Below are 19,808 nucleotides of genomic sequence, written 5' to 3'. Positions count from 1 at the left end.
ATCGGTTTTGCTGGCCGGGTGGTTGTCTCCACCGGTCTTCGGATTGGTCTTTCGGGCGATCCGCATATGACAAAGAGGGCCGGTTACCCGACCCTGCCCGTCTTTGGTCCGCGGCGTGTGGTGCCTTGCTTGACGCGCGCGATATAGCCCCTGCACCACCGCGGATCAAGCCAAAACCCCTCTTGGCAACGCCGCACGCCCCCTCTCGCCGCCACCTTCCGCTTCTTCTCTTTGCAAATACGCCGGGGGAGACCGCGCCCCGCGCGGTCGGGGGCAGCGCCCCCAAGACCCGCGCTGCGAGCAAAAGCTGCGCGACATCAAACCACTGCAAACCACTGCAAACCACTGCGCAGGGGCCCGCAGCCCCTCCCCCTCCGCCGCCCAGCCGTGCTACACGGCCTGCGACCAGCCGGAGAGAGCCATGCGCGCGCCCAATCTTCCCCTCACCCGCGATCTCGTCCTCATTGGCGGCGGCCATTCCCATGCGCTGCTGCTGCGGATGTGGGGCATGGATCCGCTGCCGGGCGCGCGGGTGACGCTGATCAACCCCGGCCCCACCGCGCCCTATTCGGGCATGCTGCCCGGGTTTGTCGCCGGACATTACGGGCGCGACGAGCTCGACATCGATCTGGTGAAACTGGCGCGCTTCGCTGGCGCGCGGGTGGTGCTGGGCGCTGTGACCGGCCTCGACCGTGCCGCCCGGCAGGTGCATGTGGCGGGCCGCGCGCCCATCGGGTTCGACGTGGCCTCGGTGAACATCGGCATCACCTCGGCCATGCCCGACCTGCCCGGCTTTGCGGAGCACGCTTTCCCGGCGAAACCACTCGGCCCTTCCGCAACCGCATGGGAGGCCTACCGCGACAAGGAAGGACCGGCTGCGGTTGCAGTGATCGGTGGCGGCGTGGCAGGCGCCGAACTGGCCTGCGCCATGGCCTTCGCGCTCGGGCAGCGCGGGCGCGCGGCACAGGTGCATCTGATTGAGCGCGGCACCGCGCTGACCGCGCTGCGCCCCGCCGCCGCCAGCAAAGCCCGCGCCGCGCTCGCATCGCAGGGCGTCACGCTGCACGAGGGGGCCGAGATCACCGAGGTCACCGCCACCGGCCTACGCCTCGCGGATGGCACCGAGATCATCGCCGATTTCATCACCGGCGCGGCGGGCGCGCGGGCGCAGGGATGGCTGCAGCAAACGGGCCTCGATCTGCACGAGGGCTTCATCAAGGTTGCGCCCAGCCTGCAAAGCTCCGATCCGGCCATCTTCGCCGCCGGGGATTGCGCGCATCTCACCCAAACCCCGCGCCCCAAGGCCGGGGTGTTTGCCGTGCGCGAGGCCCCTGTGCTGCTGCACAACCTGCGTGCCACGCTCGAAGGCCGCGGCGATCTGCGCCCCTACCGGCCCCAGCGCGACTATCTCAAGCTGATCTCCCTTGGGCGCAAATCGGCGCTGGCCGACAAGGGCGGGCTGGCGCTCTCCGGCCCGCTGATGTGGCGCTGGAAAGACCACATTGACCGCAAGTTCATGCGCAAGTTTGACGAGCTGCCCAAGATGACCCTTCCTGTCCTGCCGCGCCATCACGCGGACGGCATGGAAGAGGCGCTCGGCACCAAGCCCATGTGCGGCGGCTGCGGCGCAAAGGTGGGGCGCGACGCGCTGGCCGCGGCGCTGTCGACCCTGCCCGCACCGACCCGCCCCGATGTCACCGCCCTGCCCGGCGACGACGCGGCCTTGCTGCTCACCGGCGGGCAGCGGCAGGTGATGACCGTCGATCACCTGCGCGCCTTCATTGAGGACCCCGAGGTCATGGCCCGCATCACCTGCGTGCACGCGCTCGGAGACATCTGGGCGATGGGCGCCGCGCCGCAGGCCGCCGTGGCAAGCCTCACGCTGCCCCGCATGTCCGAGCCGCTGGCCGAGCGCACGCTCACCGAATGCCTGCGCGCGATCACCGGGATCCTGCGCGCCGAGGGGGCCGAGCTGGTCGGCGGTCATTCCGCCATGGGCGACGAGCTTAGCATCGGGCTGACGATCACCGGCCTGTGCGACGCCGCGCCAATCACCCTCGCCGGTGCCCGCCCCGGTGACACACTGATCCTGACCAAGCCGATCGGCACCGGGGTCATCATGGCCGCGGAAATGGCTGGGGCGGCAAAGGGCGCTTGGGTCGCCGCCGCGCTCGCGCATATGACCAAGCCGCAAGGCAAAGCCGCCGAGATCCTGCGCGGCGCCAGCGCGATGACCGATGTCACCGGCTTCGGCCTCGCCGGGCATCTGCAGAATATCTGCAGCGCTTCCGGCGTCGGCGCGCGGCTGCACATGGACAAGGTGCCGCTGCTGCCGGGCGCCGAGGAGCTGTCGGCGGCGGGCCATGCCTCTACGCTCTACCCCAAGAACCGCGCCGCCCTGCCGTTCCAGCCGATGGGGCCGAGGCCGGACCTGATGTTCGATCCGCAAACCGCCGGCGGGCTGCTCGGCGCAGTGAGCGGCGACGTCACGCAGTGCCTGCAACAACTTCGCGCTGCGGGCTTCCCGGCGGTGGAGATCGGCGAGATCACCGACCTTACGGATCAGATCGAGATGGTCTGAAGCCGCTCTGCCATGCGGTCCGCCAGCGCCTCGAGCGCCGCATCGTCGAGCGCGGACGTCTCGAACCGCTCCAGCACCGTCGGCGTCATGGCGCGCATCGACTTCTCATAGGCCGGGTCATAATGATCCGCCGCCAGCGACGCGGCGAGCCCGCGCCGATCCCCGCTGTCGATCATCGCCTCCCAGCGGTCGATGAGTTCGTGCCCCCGGTGATAGCGCAGCGGCGAGAGCTTATCCTTGAGCGCCGCCCCGTCGGACCAGATGTCGTCATAGGCGGCCCCCAGATAGGCCGCCCGCGCCTCGAGCGGCGCGGCCACCTCGATCCATGGCGCGAGCTTCATCGCCTCCCAGATCGCGGGCGGAATGAGTAGCTGTCCGATCTTGCTGCTTTCGGCCTCCACCAGCGCCGGCTTTGCCGGATCAAGCCCGTCGAGCGCTTGCACCAGCTGGGTCTCGAACCATTTCTGGCTGGGCTGCCCGCCCGGCATATCGCCCAGCAGCGAGCCCCGGTGGCGTGCAAGACCCTCAAGATCTATCACCTGAACGCCGCGCGCCGCGAGTTTCGGCAAGAGCGCGGTCTTTGCAGTGCCCGTATAGCCGCCAAGCTGGATCAACTTCACCGGCAGCGTCGAATCGTAAAGCGCCTCGGTCACCAGACGCCGAAATGTGCGATAGCCACCCTCGACATACTCGGCCCGCCAGCCGATCTGTTGCAGTAGATAGGCGAACGACCCGGACCGTTGCCCGCCACGCCAGCAATAGACCAGCGGCTTCCACCCGCCTTCGTGATGCGCCAAGGGCCCCTCGATATGCGCGGCGGCATTGCGGAAGACCAGCGCCGCGCCAAGCTTGCGCGCCAGAAACGGCGACTGCTGCTTGTATATGGTGCCGACACGCGCGCGCTCTTCATTGTCGAGCACAGGAAGGTTGATCGCTCCGGGGACATGATCCTCGGCAAATTCAGCCGGGCTGCGCACGTCGATGACGGTGTCGCAGCCGTGGTGGAGAAACTCGGAGAGCTGGGTGATCTTGCGAGGCATGGCGCAGTTGGTAGCGCGCTGCGGGCAGTGAAGAAAGCGCGATTTGCGCTGCCGCAAGGGGAAGTGAATTTTTTCGACAAAACCCTCTGGACACTCCCCAACGGCTCGACTAAACCCCGCCTCACCCGAGGGGCAGCGCCCTTCACCCAGTGCCCGGGTAGCTCAGGGGTAGAGCAGTGGATTGAAAATCCTCGTGTCGGTGGTTCGATTCCGCCCCCGGGCACCACTAAACCTCGGAAAGTTAGCGGATCCGCTCAATATTATATGGTCATTTTGCTAATTTTGGGCCTCTCCGCGATCAGAGATGCTACAGAATTTGCTACAGGAACCGCTACGGTTTGCCAGCATTCCGCGGCACGGTGAAGGCGGCTTCGCTGCGGAGCTTGATGTGAGTTGGCTGGTCAGTCATTGGAAAGGGCGTTCCGCTGTAAGGTTCAAAAATCGGACCTCCAACGGTGCGGGTCACGATGGACAGGCCTTTGTGAAGATCCCGTGGCTCTTGCATTGATATCAGCGATTCCGTGAAATCTTGGCCTCTCAGGCGTACCTCGAAGCGCAAAAGCTCGGAGTTGAAGTCAAACGAGTAGCCAGGTCCACAAGCAATCCCGACAAACGTTTGTGCAAGAAACCGGCCACCCCCAATGCAAGATGCTAAGGGCAGGTAGGATTGGAGGTAGATTTCTCCTGGCGGAATAGCCCTGGGTGGACCGTCAAGCTCCGAGCATCGTGGCCTACCGAAGCAACGATAGTGTTGGATACATGGCCTTTTGATTGGCGCGGCGGCCGAGAGTGATACGGTCGACGTCGTCGAAAGAACATTTCAGAAATCGTCATCGATACAAGAAGGACCCATAGGGCAATTTCGACCAACCTGAAGCGCGCCGACGTCCCCTCCCCTAAGGGCCGCCGAGACGCGTTCAACACATTGCGCCATGTCATGATCGCTCATACCGTGTAGCGATGCGAGCGAGACGTCATAGACATCACCACCGGAGTATTCGATACGATATCCCATTGCCTCAAGTGCCAAAATTGCTTCGCCCCGAATCCTTGCCTCGGCCGACTGATCGCGCGCTCTTACAAGCACATGTGCGAGCACTTCGGGAGCCGCCGTGTAGGTTCGGCAAACCACAAGGTGATGCGCTTCGGCTGGGTGTTTGCTTTTCAACCATAAGGCTACATCTCGCCGATCCAAGTCGTGTATGTATTCTTTCATTACCAAGCCCGGATCACGTTCGCCGCCGCATCGGCATCGAGATTGCGGTAGGCGGTGGAGAAACTGTCAGCCCTGTCGTCCTGAGGCACACGCTGAAAGCCCAAGGCGCATTCTGGAGGTTCTAAGCAACCGCGGGAAAGCTCTCGCCACGCAAGATCGCGGCCGCATATTTCCATCCGCAATATGCCGAGACGAAGTGCCAGAGCCGATTTCGAGCGGCACGCCGCAAATGGCAACGCCCAGCCTGCCGGCAGCCGTAGGCAGGCGTCGCCCGACCGACGGCTGGCGGCGGCCCACAAGCAAGACAGCCCCGGTTAAGATGGTTATCGGCCTTCAATCGAGGGCGACCTTACCACTAATGGTGCTGTCAACGTTGACCGCGGTCAGCGACTCAGCTTGCATCACTGGCATCGATGCTTCCTGAAGCGTACGCTGCTCTCGTGACGGTAAGGCCAAAAAGTACCCCAAAATTTTGCTGGCATATGGACCTTCAAACCTCTCACCAAATGTTTGACCCTGCGTGTCAATTGGTGGTCTTTCGAGAAACCAGCTTCGCTTAAACGAGAGGTGGGCAAGGACTTCGGCCATCACCCGCGCACCGTCGTCTGAGAACTTTTCTTTATCGACGTCAGTTAGATACCGCCCTCTGCGCGTCAACGACAGATGGGCCCGGCCCCCAACGATCTCTTGAGTTAGCACATCGGATTTCAGGCCAGCAGCTACCCAACCTTGCGGCAGCCACCCCGCCAATCGAAGCCGGAATACAACCTGCCAGCCGGGCTCGCACCAGCGCATATCAACCCACGTCCAATCTGTATTCATCTCGAAGCCACTCCTGTTTTGGGAGTGCTCGACTATCTGACCTATCGGTGCCTGTCCATACACAGAGCGTTCGATGGCTGGCACACTACACTCCCAAGAATACCGACAACTGGTCCAAGCACTTGTCCAAGCTCGAAACGCCGCGGGGATCTCCCAAGCCGCACTGGCGGAACGGCTTGGGCGCCAACCTTCCTTTGTCGCAAAGGTTGAGATTTGCGAACGTCGCTTAGATGCTATTGAACTCCTCATTTGGGTGTCCGCTGTGTCGCCGGATCCCATGAAGCTACTTGAGGAGTGGCTCTCTATGCTCCCCAGCAAGATGCCTTAGGGCAGCCTGACTGGCATGTTTCCTTTCACAATTCGGCGACCTAAACTTTTGTGAAGAGCTATCCCAAGGCTGCAACGTCAGCAGCGCCTGCGACCGAGGTTGTAGATGCGCCCTGGCGCCGCGAGGTGATACCCATCTTATGATGGGGAGTGCGTTTCGCAATGTGCGCGACAAATTCGTTTCTCAAATCTCTGGGCGTCGAGATCTACGCGTCGGGTCACCGGCGCTGGATTGATGATGCGAAGGCGCAAGCCGTAGCCGAGACCCTGGAGCCGGGGGCGACAATGCATGCGGCGGCCGGGCGGCATGGCATCCGCCCCAACCAGCTCTCGGCTTGGCAGCGCATGGCAAAGCAGGGAACAGCTGGTTCTCTCCGCCGAGGAGATCGGCGAGCCGGTCTTCGCGCCGCTGATCGTTTGCGATCCGGCCGAGGTGAACGCGCGCGACGCCCGAGCATATGATCCTGATCACCAGGGGAGCGATGAAGTTCGAGCCGTCGCCCGCCACGCCCGCAGATCGGATCGCCGCGATCGCGCATGCTCTGGAAGCACCGACATGTTGATGCCGCCCCAAGGCGTCCGCATCCTGGTGGAGACGAAGCCGGTAGACTTCCGCAACTATGTGGCTTGGCCGCCCTGGTGCAGTCGACCCGGGCCGAGGATCCGTTCACTGGGCCGGTCTTTGTCTTCCGGTCGAAGCGCGCGGACCGGATGAAGATCCTGTTCAAGGACGGCACCGGCCTCGTCATCGGCTACAAGCGGCTGAAAGAGAGCGCCTTCACCTGGCCCGCGATCCGGGATGGGCGATGATGTTGAACCGCGCCCAGTTCGAGGCGCTGTTCGCCGGGCTGGAATGGCGGCGGGTGCGGTCCCTGAAGACGCGCCGCCCGGCTGTGGCAGAATGACTCAGGGGCGGGAAAGCCTGCCTGTTGGGGACTAAAACCGGGTATGATCCCGCCATGTCCAGCGCTCCATCCCTCGACCTGTCGGCCATTCCGGAAGACCAGCGTGAAGCTGTTCTGGCCGTGCTGCGTCAGCGCGATGCACTCAGGGAACGCGGAGCAGAACCTGCAGGGCTTTGACGGCATGGCTATGCCGGCTACGATCGGCTGAGGCGCCCCTCGCGCACGGGCGGCGCGCCGATCACGGTTGCGCACTGTTGGGCACGTGCGCGACGAAAGCTGAAGGAAGTCTTTGACCGCGACGGATCGGAGATCGCCGCCGAGGGGGCTGCGCCGGATCGCCGACGCGGCAGAGCAACTTGCCCCTCGCCACCGGCTACTCAGCGCCCCTCATGGTGCAGCCCCGTCTGCTCTCCTCTTATGGCCAAGAACGAGAGGTCACTGCAGGGCTTTAGTGGGCGCTTCGAAGACTATACGCTCGCGCGATAGATGCTCCGCGAAAGCCTTGCACGTCGTTCGGCGGCGTTCGAAGCCGAATCAACTTGTCGAACACGGTCAGCTCCAGGCCACAGGAAAGGAAGTGGTGGCAATCCGCCTCATACGGAAACACCATTCTTCCTCTCCACCGCCAGTTCGGCGGCTAACTGATGGGACCCGGCGAGATCATACGCCAAGCGCATGTATCTTCTCAGCCGCCTACTCGGCGGTCAGCTCCGGGCCCTGGAGAGGAAATGGTGTCGACCTGTCTCAGACCAAAACACCTTTCTCCTCTCCACCGCCTGTTCGGCGGCCAACTGATGGGACCCGGCGAGATCATGCGCCAAACGCGTGTATCTTCTCAGCCGCTTATTCAGCGGTCAGCTCCGGGCCCCTGGAGAGGAAATGGTGGCGATCTGTCTCAGACCAAAACACCTATTTTCCTCTCCACCGCCTGTTCGGCGGCCAACTGACGGGACCCGGCGAGATCATGCGCCAAGCGCGTGTATCTTCTCAGCCGCCTACTCGGCGGTCAGCTCCGGGCCCCTGGAGAGGAAATGGTGTCGACCCGTCTCAGACCAAAACACCTTTCTCCTCTCCACCGCCTGTTCGGCGGCCAACTGATGGGACCCGGCGAGATCATGCGCCAAACGCATGTATCTTCTCAGCCGCTTATTCAGCGGTCAGCTCCGGGCCCCTGGAGAGGAAATGGTGTCGACCTGTCTCAGACCAAAACACCTTTCTCCTCTCCACCGCCTGTTCGGCGGCCAACTGATGGGACCCGGCGAGATCATCGGCAAGCGCCTGTATCTTCTCAGCCGCCTGCTCGGCGGTCAATTCCGGGTCCCTGACCAGCATATAGGGATCATCCGTTTCGTACGGAAACATCCTTTTCGTCGCCCCCGCCTATTCGGCGGTTATCCCCGACAGCGACCTTTTCCGGATTCTGGGAGAGAATGAGCAATCCATTGATTGTTGACTTCGAAGATGCAGCGCCTGGCGCTCATGATCGATGGCGACACGCGGCGCACTCCCGCTGCGAGAGCCGACCGGCAGCGACGCAAGGTCCGCGACAATAAGACTCCGGAGGGAAGCAATGCACCCACCGACATCCCGAGGTAACGACCGCGCCCTGGCGCTCCGCATCATCGGACGCGACCGGTGCTGACAATAAAGAACTCGATCCACGACCGCCGTATCACACCCGCGCGCTCAACCGCCGGATGCCACGGCGATAGATTTGCGCGGGCGGGTCCTGCTGTTGCCGGTAGACTTCGCGACCCGAGCCGCGACAACTGTCCGCGCCTCGCGCCAGAGAGCCTGCGCCGCCGCCCCGTCACATTCGCCGCGATAGGCCTCGCCAGCCTCACGCGTGCCATGGCCCAGATGGGTGCAGATAATATCCGCTGCGCGGCTCGGATCATGGCGACGTAGGTAGTCGGCGGCGAGGGTCCTCAGATCATGAGAGGGCACGCCGACTGTCGCGTCCGTCAGCTCGGTCGGGAGATTGCGGTAAGGCTGTTTCTCACCGAGCGTCAACCAATTCGACCCGACAAGCTCCTGGTATCGAATGTGGACCAGTCGGTCGGGGCGACCGTCGAGAATCCACTCATCAAGGATGTCGCAGATCTCGGGCCAGATTGTGCCGGCCTCCGTTGTGCAACCGGTTTTCTCCTGTTCCCACTCGGCGTGCCAAGTGCCGTCGATGTCCCGAATGATTTGCTGACCGAACCGCCATGACACGAGATCGCCTTTGCGCGGCGGCTTGTTGAGAATGAGGGCGCACACGACGGCCTGCTGCATGCAACGGCGGCGCGCGGCACTGTGCGCCGGTAGGCCTTCGGCGCGCAACCTCAGGACGGCGATCCTGTCAGCGACATGCACGTAGCCGCCGCGTTCCATCAAGTCTGACAGGCGTTCTTGCTTGTTTTTCTCTGCCAGCGATGCCTGATCGCGAAGGTCCGAAAGGATCACGCGCATGGCGGTCAGACCGTCCTCCGCGACGCCTCCCGCCGCCCCGAGCGCGATCAGCCCCTCGATGTAGTTGCCGGCCGTGACAGGCTTCACTCGACGGTTCTCGTCAGGGTGAGACAGGAACGCTTCAGACAGTTCGCACGCCGCGACGAACCCCAGGGCCTCAGGAGCCAGACCCTCCGCAACGACGGCGGCACACCGATCGATACTGGCAAAGTAGCGCTTTCGTGTGCTGGCTTTGATCCGTGCGACATCGAGCCCGGGTTTCATCCCTTGCCACGAAACCGGCCAACTTGCTCCGACAGGTTGCCTTACCGGCTGGGCATCCCTGGGAGCGGGCTTGGGACGAAGAGCATACCACTCGTCACTGATTACCCTGGCCAGCGCGGTGCTAACGTGAGGCGCATATGCAGCGAGAGCGCGCATCAGACAGCGAAATGTCGATTCCGAAGCGGCTGCCGCACGGTAAGCCTCCGCGGGCGGCATCGACAGATTGCCATTGCCCGCACGGACCGCAGTCCAGAAGCGCCCCATGACATAGGCCGCGCCTGGAGCAAGATTGGTTGCGTCGTCGATCATGGCCCGCCGCACGGCGGTTGGCGCGTCCTCCAGGATCACGGCGAGATCGCCTCTCATGTCAGGTCCTCCTTTTCATGCGTGCAAAGATGTCCGGGTGGTGCGCCAGCAAGGACTCACGCACGGCCACGGCGGCGGCTTCCCCACTGTCTTTGCCGTAGTGCCGCTTCGCCACCTGCTCTGTGTTTGCCAACACCGACGCGACACTGGCAAAGTCGCCCGGCCGCACGGCCAGCATCAGAGTCGCCAAGGCATGGCGGCACTGATGCGGCGTCAGTCCGAGGCCGAGTTGCCGATCCCCAAGATCCCAGAGCTCCATAATCGAGGCAACCGACATGCAGCCAGTCGGCAGGTTCAGCGCTGACTTGCGCAGCCGCGGCGCCCCGGTTCCAGGAAAGAGATACGGCGAGGCTGAAATGCCGCGAAGTTCCATCAAGGCCGGTCGGTGCACTCTCTCCCACTCCCAAAGAATGCGAGCGTCGGCCCCGAGAACGTTCACAATCAAGGTCTGGCCGTTCTTGACTTCGCCCCCAGAGAATTTGATTTCGGCATGTTCCCGGTCCTGGATCCAGGTCAGATTGCGTGGGCAGCCCGCCGTCGCGTTCTGACGGATCATGAACAGGTTGGCCGGCCGAAGCGCCCGGCTGACTTGCACAGCATAGGCGGCCGCGCAGGCTGACAGTCGCAGAGCGCGTTCGTGCCTGGAGCCGGTCGACGCCTTCGCGAGTTCTCGGGCTGCGAGGTCCCTGAGCCGCGCGGGCGCGTTCACGAATGTGGCTGCGAGATGTGGCGATTTTCGAAGACGATCGCAGATCGCCTCCGCGTCGGCTGTCATCTCGATTGGGGACAGCATGTAATCCGAATGGAACATGCGCACGAGTTTGATGCGCGCGAGAATCTCGGCGTCGCGGAGACCATGTCGCGCTACTGTCGTGAGGTTCGTGAAGCGCGACCACAGCGTCGAACTCTCATCCGGATCTTTGAGAGTAAGGGAAGCCTCGCTCCGTGCGATCTGCGCCTCACAGGCTGTCTGAAGTGCGTCGATCGTGAAGAGATCCCGCAGGGACGTCAGGCCGGCGAACCCGCTGTCGGGAGAATGGCTTTCGCGAAGCAACCAGGTCGTTGCCTGACGATACCCGGCAATTGCCGTCTCGATGTTCTTGGGCAGCTTCTTCTTTTCGCCCATACGCTCGGCGATTTCGGCATGGATCTCAACTGCCGATCGACCGAGCTCTATCTGCTCCTTGGCCCACGCCTTGATATCGGATGGCTGACGTAGGGTCTGACGAAACACCTCCTCTGCATCGGCGATGAAGTGGTCAGGCAACGTCTTCCATTCGATCCGACGGGCCCGGTGCGACGCAACCGGTACGGCGAAGTCATTTCGTGGCAGCAAGTCCGCAAGCTCGGGCCACTGGTTGTGTCCGCGGCGGAGCTCGGCAATGCGTTGCGCGAATTTGCGGAGCGACTTGCGGCCGTCCGGAGTGGCATCCATCCAGAGGCGGTCGAATTCCACTTGGTCGACATTTGGCAGACCAACTCGGGAGCGAGCCCGCACGAGAAGGAACGGTCTGTGTGTCCCTGTGGTAAACAGGGCTCCGCCTTCCACAAAGCCCTCGTTCTCAACCATAAAATCAATCGCGCGATCATGACTCGCACGCACGGCCGCGTCAGGAGCCTGCTGGCCAAGCGCGGCGAGGAACCGCCCGAGCGCGGCGCGGACACGCGAATTCCCACGATTGCGGGCCGCCTCGAGGTTCTTCGACCGCGAAACCGCGCCATAGGGCGACACCGCAACGACCTTTTCGAAGTAGCTGAGGTCCGCCGGAATGAGATCCAGCTCCTCATCGGTCAGGTCGAGCCGCGTGGCGACCTTCTCGATCTCGAGAATGGTGTCGCGGCTTTCGCCGGCTTCCTTTCCCCATTCCAGAAAATCCGGGAAGGTCGGGCCTGCGGCGGTGGTCAGCGTTCTGTCATGCTTCATATTCTCGAGCTCCAGGTTCGGGGCCCGTGGGCCGCCTTCACGCAGAAAGGCGGCTCGCGGGGCGCGGACGACGGACCCTCATCAGTCCTTCAAGGAGATCGCGCCCGGCGGGTCGGATCGCACAACCTGTCGTGATTTTCCTGCGTTTCGCAGGATCGTCCCCGAACATCACGCCAATAAATGTTCGGGGACGACTGTGCGACAGGCAGAGCGATCCTGCTCGTGTCGCGGTGATCCCTGTCGAACTTGTGCGACGGACCGTCAGCATCATGTCCACCAAGTCGAAGGAAGATCGACGCCTTGCAGCTTCAACCAGTCGGTGACGTCATGCGGGTTGCAACGAACAGCCCCGAACACGTTTCGCGTCGGCATCCCTCCGTAGATCCAGCGCTCGACGGTGCGTACACTGACGCGAAGGGCGCCAGCGACGTGCTTCTTGCACAGAAGATCCTCTTGGTAGCGCAAGATGCGGGACCGCTTCGGCATCGGTCCGTCCTCACAGGCCCAAACATCCGACCAAGCCATGCGGTAGATCCGACCGATCCGTGTCGCCGCAATCTCGCCAGTCCGAATCTTGCGCCGGACAGTGTCTGGCCGCAGACAAAAATGGGTCGCAACATCATCAACGGAAAGCATTTTTTTCTCCTCAAACCAATCCTGAGAAGGAATTAGTTCCCGATCCTGTGTCGCTAAAATCCCGCGTGAAATGACCAAAGGTGTGTCTGCTCAATTGGAAATCTCAATTAGCGCCCCCCACCATTGCTGCCCGGACAACATCGCGTTTGACGCGACAGGAGGCGTTTTGGGGCGTCTTCCGCCGGAGCCTATCTCCTCTGCGAAGGAGATAACACTCATGCAGCAAGCTCAACGATTTCCGTCCGCCATCCCCATTCCCCATTGGCGCGCGCCAGAGGATGCGCGCCGCGACCTCGAACAGCATATGGACGTCTTCATCCGGGCAGTCGCATCGGAAGACGTCCCCAAGGAAGAAAATGCGCCCGCACTGACGCTCAAAGTCAGCGCTGGTGTCGGCAAGACGAGCATTGCATTGCGACTACTCGCTCAGCATGGCCTTGAACTACTGGCCAAGGGCCATGTCCTGTTCTACCTGCCCACCCTTGACCTCGCCGAGCAGGCGGCCGCGGATCTGAGAGCGCTCGACGGCAATCTTCCCATCTCCGTCGTCCGTGGCCGGCTTGCCCATAACCCGGAGACCGGAACCGCAATGTGCAAACGTTCGGATCTGGTCGAACGCATCCAGACCGTTGTCCCCTCTGTCACGCGCGCTCTCTGCCGGGTCGAGAGGGCTGGAGAAATCACCCAGGCGGATTGCGCCTCCCTCTGCCCCTATCTCGCGCAGAAGGAGGCGGTCGGTGCCGGAATTCACTTCATGGCTCACAGCTATCTCGGGACATTTCCGCCCATCGACCGATCGACACCGATAGCGCTCCGCGTCATTGACGAAAAGGTCTGGCCGAGCCTTGTTTCGGCGAGTGATATCCGTGTCGAAGAGTTTCTCCAGGCCCCAACGCGATCATTTCCGGTCGCACTCCAGGCCGATCTGGCGGTCGCAAAATCCGGGATCGTCGCAGCCCTTCAGAACGGGCTCGATGTCCGCTCCCATCTCCGAGTTCTCGGATTGGATCAGGACCGGCTCGCGGCCCTGGCCAGGGCGGAAGCCGAGTCTCAGGCAAGGCTGGATATCCATCCTAAGGACAGCCAGGCGCGTGTCGACTTCTTGATCAGCACCTTTGACCAGCGCGCGCTCTACGCGTCGCGAAAGCGGCAGGCGCTTTTCGACTTGCTTGCATCTGTCGAAGCGATCGGTCCGAACAGGTTGACAATCGAAGAACAACAAACGCCGTCAGGCCAGCGGCAGACGATCCGGCTGAACCGCCTCATTGCCATAGATCGTGATGCGCCTCTTCTCATGCTCGATGCCGACGCCGACCCCCTCATCGCCGATAGGCTGGCACAAGGGACCAGTTTTGTAGCAATTGAAGCAAGGCCCCGGGCAGAGATCGTCCAGATCTCAGACCGAACGCTTTCAAATACATGGCTCCTCGACAAGGCACGCGGTTCGGAGAGGCGCGCGAAGGTCCTCGGGATTGTGAAGCGCGAGGTCGAGCGTGCCGGCGGCCATGGCGTGCTTCTCGTTGCGACGAAGGCCGTGCTGGCCGAGCTTCACGCGGATCTCGGCCATCCGCTTTCTCACGGTAGCAATGCCGAACTCTCGCGTTCAATTCATGGGGCGACGGCCCGTTGGTTTGGTCCGAAGATGCTCGGGGTCAACGACTTCGAGCGATATCGCTCGATCATCCTTGTTGGGCGCCTGCAACCCGACATCAGGGAAATGGAGCAGCAAACGCGCGCGCTCTTCCTCGAAGAAGAAAGGATTGAAGGGCATCAGAACGGCCCTCTGCCCGAGACGCCCTCGCTCCGCGTCTTGGGGGATGGAACGCTCACAAACGCTACGTCCCGATCCCATGCCGACCCGCGGGTACGCGCGATCCTGCGTCAGGTCCGTGAATGCGCGACGACGCAGGCCATCGCGCGGCTGCGGCTCATTTCCCCATCGGAACCCAAAAGGGTGGTTCTGCTCTGCAGCATGCCGCTGCCGGAACTGCCGGTCGCAAAGCTGGTCACCCTGGAGACCCTCCATCGCGGTCTTGAAGACGAGGCGGATCCGCTGGGCTACCTTCGTCTCGAGCGTGCCCTTTGCGCAACCATGAACCGACCGGTCCGCGGCACTCGCATCTCCGCCGCTGGCCTCGCCGCCGACTTGCCGGAAGACTTCGAAAGCTTGAGCACGGCGAAAGAATTTCGGCGAGGTCGCGAGACGGATCACATGCTTGACCTGATCGAGCGTATCGCCGCCCGCAACGCCTGGCCGGCGACACGTATCCAACTTTCCCGCCAGGGTCACGGTGGCCGCCCTACATTCGGCATTGTCTTTGCCCCTTGCGAACGAGCGCTGTCCCACGCTGGAAAGCTATGGCCTGAGTTCAACGCAACGCTGCCCCGACCGGCCTCACCCCCCCATGATGCTGCGAGGTAAATGTTTTCATAGGGCGTGGAGGCGACCCGATCTCCTCTTCACCTGCCCAGAACGGCAGGTTTCCGAAACCCCGTTCCCGAAACTCTTTCGAAAGCCGCTTTCATCTTCGAGAAGATCGACATGGAGCGGGGTCTCAAAAGCTGCAGCAGTGGTGCGGTCTACGCGTCGTATGGCCGCAATGGGCTCGGAGCTGTCATGCGGCAGCCGATCTTCACCGACTGGATCGCGGGACTTTCCTGACTTTCGCTGCGACCGCGCGGTGTGAGATTTGTGCAGTAGCCTCACGGCGATCCTGAGATCCGTGCCGTCAGGCAGCCTCGTAGCTGGAGAAGACCTTCGTCCCGCCATCTCCGAGGATCAGGAACACGTCGTAGGCTTCCCGCTCATGCTCTGGCCCCATGCCCGGTGATCCATAAGGCATGCCGGGCACGGCGAGACCGACGGCATCGGGGCGCTCGGAGAGGAGCCTTCGGATGTCGGCCGTCGGCACATGCCCCTCGATCATGTAGCCCTCGACCTCGCCGGTGTGACAGGAGGTCATCTTCTGGGGGATGCCGTTCTCGAGCTTGTACCGGATCAGGAGCGTGCCGTAGCTGCGCTCAGTGGTGACGGTGAAGCCGTCCTCCTTCAGGATCTCGATCCAAGCGGTGCAGCAGCCGCAATTGGGATCTTTCAGGACGTGGATTGCCGGAGAGCTTTGGGACAGACCGGCGGTCGGCCCTGTCGCGGCGAAGCACGCGGCGGAAGCCATCATGGCGCGGCGGGTGAGGATCATCGGTGTCTCCCTTTCAGGTCGTTGCGGCTGCGTGATCGGGGCGTGTCTCCGAGGTTAGACCGACGTGCCCCGCAGGTTCAGGCGTGCGGGTGGGACGGAAGAACAGCAGCCGCAGGGCGTTCATCGTCACCAGCACGGTGGCACCGGTATCCGCGAGGATTGCGATCCAAAGGCCGGTGATCCCGAGCACGGTAGTCACGAGGAATATCGCCTTGAGGCCGAGCGCAATCGCGATGTTCTGGCGGATGTTCGACATGGTGGCCCGGGAGAGGCGGATCTTGCCCGGCACATCGGTCACGCGGTTGCGCAGGATCGCCGCGTCGGCCGTTTCGAGCGCCACGTCGGTGCCCGAGCCCATGGCAACGCCAACATGCGCGGCGGCGAGCGCCGGCGCATCGTTGATCCCGTCGCCGATCATCATCACGCGGGCCTCCGCCCTCAGGTCGCGGATCGCCGTCACCTTGTCCTCCGGCATCAGTTCCGAACGATGTTCGATCCCGAGCCCTTCAGCGATGGCTTGGGCCGTGCGCGGGTTGTCCCCCGTCAGCATGACCGAAGATATGCCGAGCCCGCGCAGTTGCGCGATAGCGTCCGCCGCGTCGGCGCGCGGCTCGTCCCTGAGCGCGATGAGGCCCTGAGGCACGTCTTCGCGCAACACGATGACCACCGTCTTGCCCTCAGCTTCCAGCGCCGCCACGCGGGTCCGCAGGTCGTCCGTGAGGGCACCGCGCTCGTTCGCCAGCCGCGGGGAGCCCACGCTGACGGTCACGCCGTCGAGGGAGGCTTCCGCCCCCTTACCGGGAAGCGCGCGGCAGCCGGTGGCCGTCGCCGCGCCCACGCCTCGCCGCTCGGCTTCAGCGCAGATCGCCTGTCCGAGCGGGTGGCTCGCGCCGCTCTCGACCCCGGCGGCAAGCGCCATGAGGTCGTCGCCGCTTCCACTCAACACAGAGACATCTGTCACGCGGGGCCTGCCATGTGTGAGCGTCCCGGTCTTATCGAAGGCGACATGGGTCGTGCGGGCCGCCGCCTCGATCACCGAGCCGCCCTTCATCAGCAGGCCATTGCGCGCTCCCGTGGACAGGGCCGAGGCAATCGAGGCTGGCACCGAGATCACCAGCGCACAGGGGCAGCCGATCAGCAGCAGCGCAAGCGCCCGGTAGATCCAGTCACCCCAAGCCAGCCCGAAGGCCAGCGGCGGAACGATAGCGACGAGAACAGCGACTCCGACCACAGCGGGCATGTAGAGCCGGCTGAACATGTCGATGAAGCGCTCGGTGGGTGCGCGGGCGCTCTCGGCCTCTTCCACGAGGCGGACAATGCGGGAGATGGTGTTGTCCTCGGCCGACCTCAGCACCCGCACGCGCAGCAGAGCTTCGGTGTTGATCGACCCCGCGAAGACCTCCGCGCCCGGCTCCTTGAGGCTCGGGACGCTCTCGCCGGTCACTGGGCTCTCGTCGACACCCGACGTGCCCTCGATCACCTCGCCGTCGCAGGGCACGCGGTCACCGGGCCGGACTTGCACGAGCTGACCTAACTGGAGCTTCTCGGCCGCGATCTCTCGTGTCTTGCCTCCCACTTCGAGCCGTGCCGTCTTCGGCACGAGCTTCGAGAGGGCGCGAATACTGTCGCGCGCCTTGCTCGCAGAGACTCCTTCCAGGAGTTCGCCCACGGCGAAGAGGAAAACGACGACCGCCGCCTCTTCCGGCTCACCGATGATCAGCGCGCCACCAGCGGCGATGGTCATCAACATCTCGATGGTGAAGGGCATGCCGGCCCGCGTCATGGCCAAGGCGCGCTGCGCCACGGGCAAAATCCCAACCAGTGTCGCCAGCACGAACGCCCAATGCGCGATCTCAGCCGGCAGGACGAGCCTTGACGCCCAAGCCGCCGCGAGCAATACGCCGGTGCCGAGCACGAGGCGACCCTTGGATGTCTTTAACCAGGAGGTCGGCGCGTCATCGGTGGGCCCAGTGATCTCCTCCAGTTCGCTGTCGATTTCCACGGCCTCCGCCGCATCCGGAAAGGCGCCATCCGGCAGGACAAAGCCGCCCTTGGGCTTCTCTGGCCGCGCGCCCTTTGGCGCGATCCCGAAGCCGACTCCGCGCACTGCCTTCTCGATGTGCTCTGGCGGTGTCTGTGTCTCATCGAGCGTCAGTCGCAACCGCTCGGCCATCAGGGCGACATCAACACGCTCGACGCCAGGCAGGCGCTCGACTGCGCCGCGCACCTTGGCGGCGCATGAACCGCAATCCATGCCTGTAACGCGCCATTCGCGTTGTCGTGTGCTGCCATCGGCCATATCGAACCTCCGTTGTGATTCTCGGTTGAACTTAGCTATACGAGCTACAGCCACTGTAGGTTCAAGCCTCGCGAGGAAGGTTTTCCGTATCTTTGGCCGCGGGGGACACGACGCGCTAACGAGGGAAGGAGACGCTTATGCTGGCTATCGGAACACTGGCAAAGCGGACGGGCACCAAGGTGCAGACGATCCGCTATTACGAACAGATCGGTTTGATGCCCGAGCCCGGGCGCAGCGAGGGGGGGCAGCGCCGATACGGGCCGCTGGAACTCGACCGGCTCGCGTTTATTCGGCACTCTCGACAACTCGGCTTTTCGCTGGAGGCGATACGGGAACTCCTGGACCTCTCGGACAGCCCAGAAAGGTCCTGTGCGCAGGTCGATGCGGTTGCTCAGAAACAGCTCCATGAGGTTGAGGCGCGCATCGCCCGTCTTGAAGCGCTCCGCGTCGAACTGAAACGGATGATCGGCGAGTGCAGGGCCGATCGGGTTGCGAACTGCCGCATCCTTGAGGTGCTACGCGACCACGAAGAGTGCCTCTCTGATCACGACCGGCCCGGTTCCTGATGCCGACCGTGTTGATCTATCCGCTCGCGGCCCTGGCCGAGATCGCCGGCTGCTTTGCAATCTGGGCCTGGTGGCGGGGCGCGTCGATTTTCTGGCTGCTGCCAGGGATCGCGAGCCTTGTGCTTTTCGGCTGGCTTCTGGCACAGGTCGAAGCAGGTTTCGCCGGTCGAGCCTATGCCGCCTATGGCGGCGTCTATATCGCCGCGTCGCTGTTCTGGATGTGGGGCGCTGAAGGCCAGCGCCCAGACATCTGGGATGCCGCCGGTGCTTGCCTGAGCTTGATCGGCGCAGCAGTGATCCTTTTCGGGCCACGCACAGCGTGACGAAGGGTTCGGCGAAGCCGATCGCTCCGGTCAGCACCGACGCCCAGTTCGAGAAACCTGGCCGTTCGCCAAGCCGAGGCTGCACTCACCAACTGCGGACATTTCTGCCATCCGCTGCAAGAGCGAAGTCTCCATCAACGAGGGGAGAAGGTTGAGGGTGCTCGCAGCCCTCCCGGTCATGACGGGCGGAGATTGCATGGAGCCTGCCCGGCATCCAGCGTTTCGCCGCTTTCCGCATCCACGAACCCCCACTGGAACTCATGTTGTCCGAGTTCGAGGCGCAGGACACCCAGATGACCGAAGATGGCCTTGGCGGTGGTATCCAGCGTGGGTAACTCGCGCGATTTATCGCCGCCCGTGCCAACGGTAAAGGACACCGTCCCGTTCGTGGTATCCGGCGTACCGTCTGCGCCGAGCGGCAGGGTGCGCTCGTAGAAATGGTTGTGCCCGTTGAGAACGACGCTCGCCCCGGCCTGCTCCAGTTGCTTGAACAGCGCCACGGCGTTGTCGCGTCCGCCCCGCTCTTTCAACGAATAAGCAGGCCGGTGATAGAAGGCGAGAACACAGGCCTCAGGAGACGCAGCCAAGGTCTTGTTCAGCCAGAGCGCCTGCGGCGATCCTGGGCTGGCGTCGGTTTCGCTGTTCAGCGAGAGGATCAGCCAGGTGCCGTGATGCGTGGCGTAGTAGCCCAGATCATCCGGGCCCGCGCGCTCGCCCCAGTACTGGTAGTACCCAAAGGCATCGGGCGTATTGTACTCGTGGTTGCCCGGCGTGGGGAGCGTGCGTGCGCGATTGTCCTTCCAGAGCGGGTCAAAACAGTCGGAGAATTCCACCGGCTTGCCCGAACTGTAGACCAGATCGCCAAGCGCGAGGATCGGCGCGTTCGGC

General features: G+C 63.4%; 16 protein-coding genes and 1 tRNA gene. 7 read left to right on the top strand and 10 right to left on the bottom strand.

Annotated features, from left to right (window positions below; translation table 11 throughout):
• The first annotated feature begins 421 nt into the window (after positions 1-421).
• Positions 422-2,581, top strand: coding sequence for a selenide, water dikinase SelD (selD, locus tag G0A00_RS13130; RefSeq protein WP_164184049.1), 2,160 nt, complete (start codon positions 422-424; stop codon positions 2,579-2,581).
• On the opposite strand, the gene mnmH is transcribed toward selD, so the two are convergent.
• Positions 2,563-3,621, bottom strand: a complete 1,059-nt coding sequence (gene mnmH / locus G0A00_RS13125) for a tRNA 2-selenouridine(34) synthase MnmH (protein WP_164184051.1) — start codon at positions 3,619-3,621, stop codon at positions 2,563-2,565. The genes selD and mnmH overlap by 19 nt on opposite strands.
• Before the next feature lie 151 nt (positions 3,622-3,772).
• Between mnmH and G0A00_RS13120 the strand changes: the two genes are divergently transcribed.
• Positions 3,773-3,847 (top strand) — tRNA-Phe (locus G0A00_RS13120).
• A gap of 594 nt (positions 3,848-4,441) precedes the next feature.
• On the opposite strand, the gene G0A00_RS13115 is transcribed toward G0A00_RS13120, so the two are convergent.
• Together G0A00_RS13115 and G0A00_RS13110 are read right to left on the bottom strand one after the other, a co-directional pair.
• On the bottom strand, positions 4,442-4,837 hold the full coding sequence (locus G0A00_RS13115) for a hypothetical protein (RefSeq protein WP_164184053.1): 396 nt from the start codon (positions 4,835-4,837) through the stop codon (positions 4,442-4,444).
• Positions 4,838-5,170: 333 nt separating this feature from the next.
• A complete protein-coding gene (locus G0A00_RS13110) occupies positions 5,171-5,659 on the bottom strand; it encodes a hypothetical protein (RefSeq protein ID WP_164184055.1) in 489 nt (162 codons plus the stop codon).
• 489 nt (positions 5,660-6,148) lie between these two features.
• Here G0A00_RS13110 and G0A00_RS26880 point away from each other — a divergent pair, with 489 nt between their 5' ends.
• Together G0A00_RS26880 and tnpB are read left to right on the top strand one after the other, a co-directional pair.
• Positions 6,149-6,448, top strand: a complete 300-nt coding sequence (locus tag G0A00_RS26880; RefSeq protein ID WP_368667702.1) for a transposase — start codon at positions 6,149-6,151, stop codon at positions 6,446-6,448.
• A 75-nt stretch (positions 6,449-6,523) separates the two neighbouring features.
• Positions 6,524-6,796: an IS66 family insertion sequence element accessory protein TnpB gene (gene tnpB, locus G0A00_RS26540; RefSeq protein WP_235953217.1), complete on the top strand. Its 273-nt coding sequence runs from the start codon at positions 6,524-6,526 to the stop codon at positions 6,794-6,796.
• A 1,241-nt stretch (positions 6,797-8,037) separates the two neighbouring features.
• Here tnpB and G0A00_RS13095 read toward each other — a convergent pair.
• The 4 genes from G0A00_RS13095 to G0A00_RS13080 all read right to left on the bottom strand — a co-directional run bounded on the left by G0A00_RS13095 (position 8,038) and on the right by G0A00_RS13080 (position 12,535).
• Positions 8,038-8,253, bottom strand: a complete 216-nt coding sequence (locus G0A00_RS13095) for a hypothetical protein (protein WP_164184063.1) — start codon at positions 8,251-8,253, stop codon at positions 8,038-8,040.
• 324 nt (positions 8,254-8,577) lie between these two features.
• Complete coding sequence (locus tag G0A00_RS13090) at positions 8,578-9,975, bottom strand: hypothetical protein (protein ID WP_164184065.1); 1,398 nt, start codon at positions 9,973-9,975, stop codon at positions 8,578-8,580.
• A gap of 1 nt (position 9,976) precedes the next feature.
• Positions 9,977-11,899, bottom strand: coding sequence for a site-specific integrase (locus G0A00_RS13085; RefSeq protein ID WP_164184067.1), 1,923 nt, complete (start codon positions 11,897-11,899; stop codon positions 9,977-9,979).
• A gap of 267 nt (positions 11,900-12,166) precedes the next feature.
• Complete coding sequence (locus G0A00_RS13080; protein WP_164184069.1) at positions 12,167-12,535, bottom strand: helix-turn-helix domain-containing protein; 369 nt, start codon at positions 12,533-12,535, stop codon at positions 12,167-12,169.
• A gap of 217 nt (positions 12,536-12,752) precedes the next feature.
• Between G0A00_RS13080 and G0A00_RS13075 the strand changes: the two genes are divergently transcribed.
• A complete protein-coding gene (locus G0A00_RS13075) occupies positions 12,753-14,957 on the top strand; it encodes a hypothetical protein (protein WP_164184071.1) in 2,205 nt (734 codons plus the stop codon).
• A gap of 307 nt (positions 14,958-15,264) precedes the next feature.
• Here G0A00_RS13075 and G0A00_RS13070 read toward each other — a convergent pair whose 3' ends face one another.
• Both G0A00_RS13070 and G0A00_RS13065 read right to left on the bottom strand, forming a co-directional pair.
• Complete coding sequence (locus tag G0A00_RS13070) at positions 15,265-15,732, bottom strand: DUF411 domain-containing protein (protein ID WP_164184073.1); 468 nt, start codon at positions 15,730-15,732, stop codon at positions 15,265-15,267.
• Between the two features lie 13 nt (positions 15,733-15,745).
• The gene (locus G0A00_RS13065; protein WP_164184075.1) at positions 15,746-18,031 is read right to left on the bottom strand and encodes a heavy metal translocating P-type ATPase; all 2,286 of its coding nucleotides are present in this window, start codon (positions 18,029-18,031) and stop codon (positions 15,746-15,748) included.
• Between the two features lie 137 nt (positions 18,032-18,168).
• Between G0A00_RS13065 and G0A00_RS13060 the strand changes: the two genes are divergently transcribed.
• Complete coding sequence (locus tag G0A00_RS13060) at positions 18,169-18,597, top strand: helix-turn-helix domain-containing protein (RefSeq protein WP_164184077.1); 429 nt, start codon at positions 18,169-18,171, stop codon at positions 18,595-18,597.
• A complete protein-coding gene (locus G0A00_RS13055; RefSeq protein WP_092430944.1) occupies positions 18,597-18,920 on the top strand; it encodes a YnfA family protein in 324 nt (107 codons plus the stop codon). The genes G0A00_RS13060 and G0A00_RS13055 overlap by 1 nt, the downstream gene beginning before the upstream one ends.
• 176 nt (positions 18,921-19,096) lie before the next feature.
• On the opposite strand, the gene G0A00_RS13050 is transcribed toward G0A00_RS13055, so the two are convergent.
• Positions 19,097-19,808: metallophosphoesterase (locus G0A00_RS13050; protein ID WP_203595370.1), on the bottom strand; the 712-nt coding region annotated here is incomplete at its 5' end.

The organism is Salipiger sp. PrR002, assembly GCF_010500775.1.
In the GTDB taxonomy this organism is placed as follows: Bacteria; Pseudomonadota; Alphaproteobacteria; order Rhodobacterales; family Rhodobacteraceae; genus Salipiger.
The sequence above is the reverse complement of the archived record's forward strand: the minus strand, read 5'-3'. Positions and strand labels throughout refer to the sequence as shown.

Coding starts and splice junctions, on each gene's coding strand:
- selD (WP_164184049.1), top strand. CDS start 422: ATGCGCGCGCCCAATCTTCCCCTCACCCGCGATCTCGTCCTCATTGGC.
- mnmH (WP_164184051.1), bottom strand. CDS start 3,621: ATGCCTCGCAAGATCACCCAGCTCTCCGAGTTTCTCCACCACGGCTGC.
- G0A00_RS13115 (WP_164184053.1), bottom strand. CDS start 4,837: ATGAAAGAATACATACACGACTTGGATCGGCGAGATGTAGCCTTATGG.
- G0A00_RS13110 (WP_164184055.1), bottom strand. CDS start 5,659: ATGAATACAGATTGGACGTGGGTTGATATGCGCTGGTGCGAGCCCGGC.
- G0A00_RS26880 (WP_368667702.1), top strand. CDS start 6,149: ATGTGCGCGACAAATTCGTTTCTCAAATCTCTGGGCGTCGAGATCTAC.
- tnpB (WP_235953217.1), top strand. CDS start 6,524: ATGCTCTGGAAGCACCGACATGTTGATGCCGCCCCAAGGCGTCCGCAT.
- G0A00_RS13095 (WP_164184063.1), bottom strand. CDS start 8,253: ATGTTTCCGTACGAAACGGATGATCCCTATATGCTGGTCAGGGACCCG.
- G0A00_RS13090 (WP_164184065.1), bottom strand. CDS start 9,975: ATGAGAGGCGATCTCGCCGTGATCCTGGAGGACGCGCCAACCGCCGTG.
- G0A00_RS13085 (WP_164184067.1), bottom strand. CDS start 11,899: ATGAAGCATGACAGAACGCTGACCACCGCCGCAGGCCCGACCTTCCCG.
- G0A00_RS13080 (WP_164184069.1), bottom strand. CDS start 12,535: ATGCTTTCCGTTGATGATGTTGCGACCCATTTTTGTCTGCGGCCAGAC.
- G0A00_RS13075 (WP_164184071.1), top strand. CDS start 12,753: ATGCAGCAAGCTCAACGATTTCCGTCCGCCATCCCCATTCCCCATTGG.
- G0A00_RS13070 (WP_164184073.1), bottom strand. CDS start 15,732: ATGATCCTCACCCGCCGCGCCATGATGGCTTCCGCCGCGTGCTTCGCC.
- G0A00_RS13065 (WP_164184075.1), bottom strand. CDS start 18,031: ATGGCCGATGGCAGCACACGACAACGCGAATGGCGCGTTACAGGCATG.
- G0A00_RS13060 (WP_164184077.1), top strand. CDS start 18,169: ATGCTGGCTATCGGAACACTGGCAAAGCGGACGGGCACCAAGGTGCAG.
- G0A00_RS13055 (WP_092430944.1), top strand. CDS start 18,597: ATGCCGACCGTGTTGATCTATCCGCTCGCGGCCCTGGCCGAGATCGCC.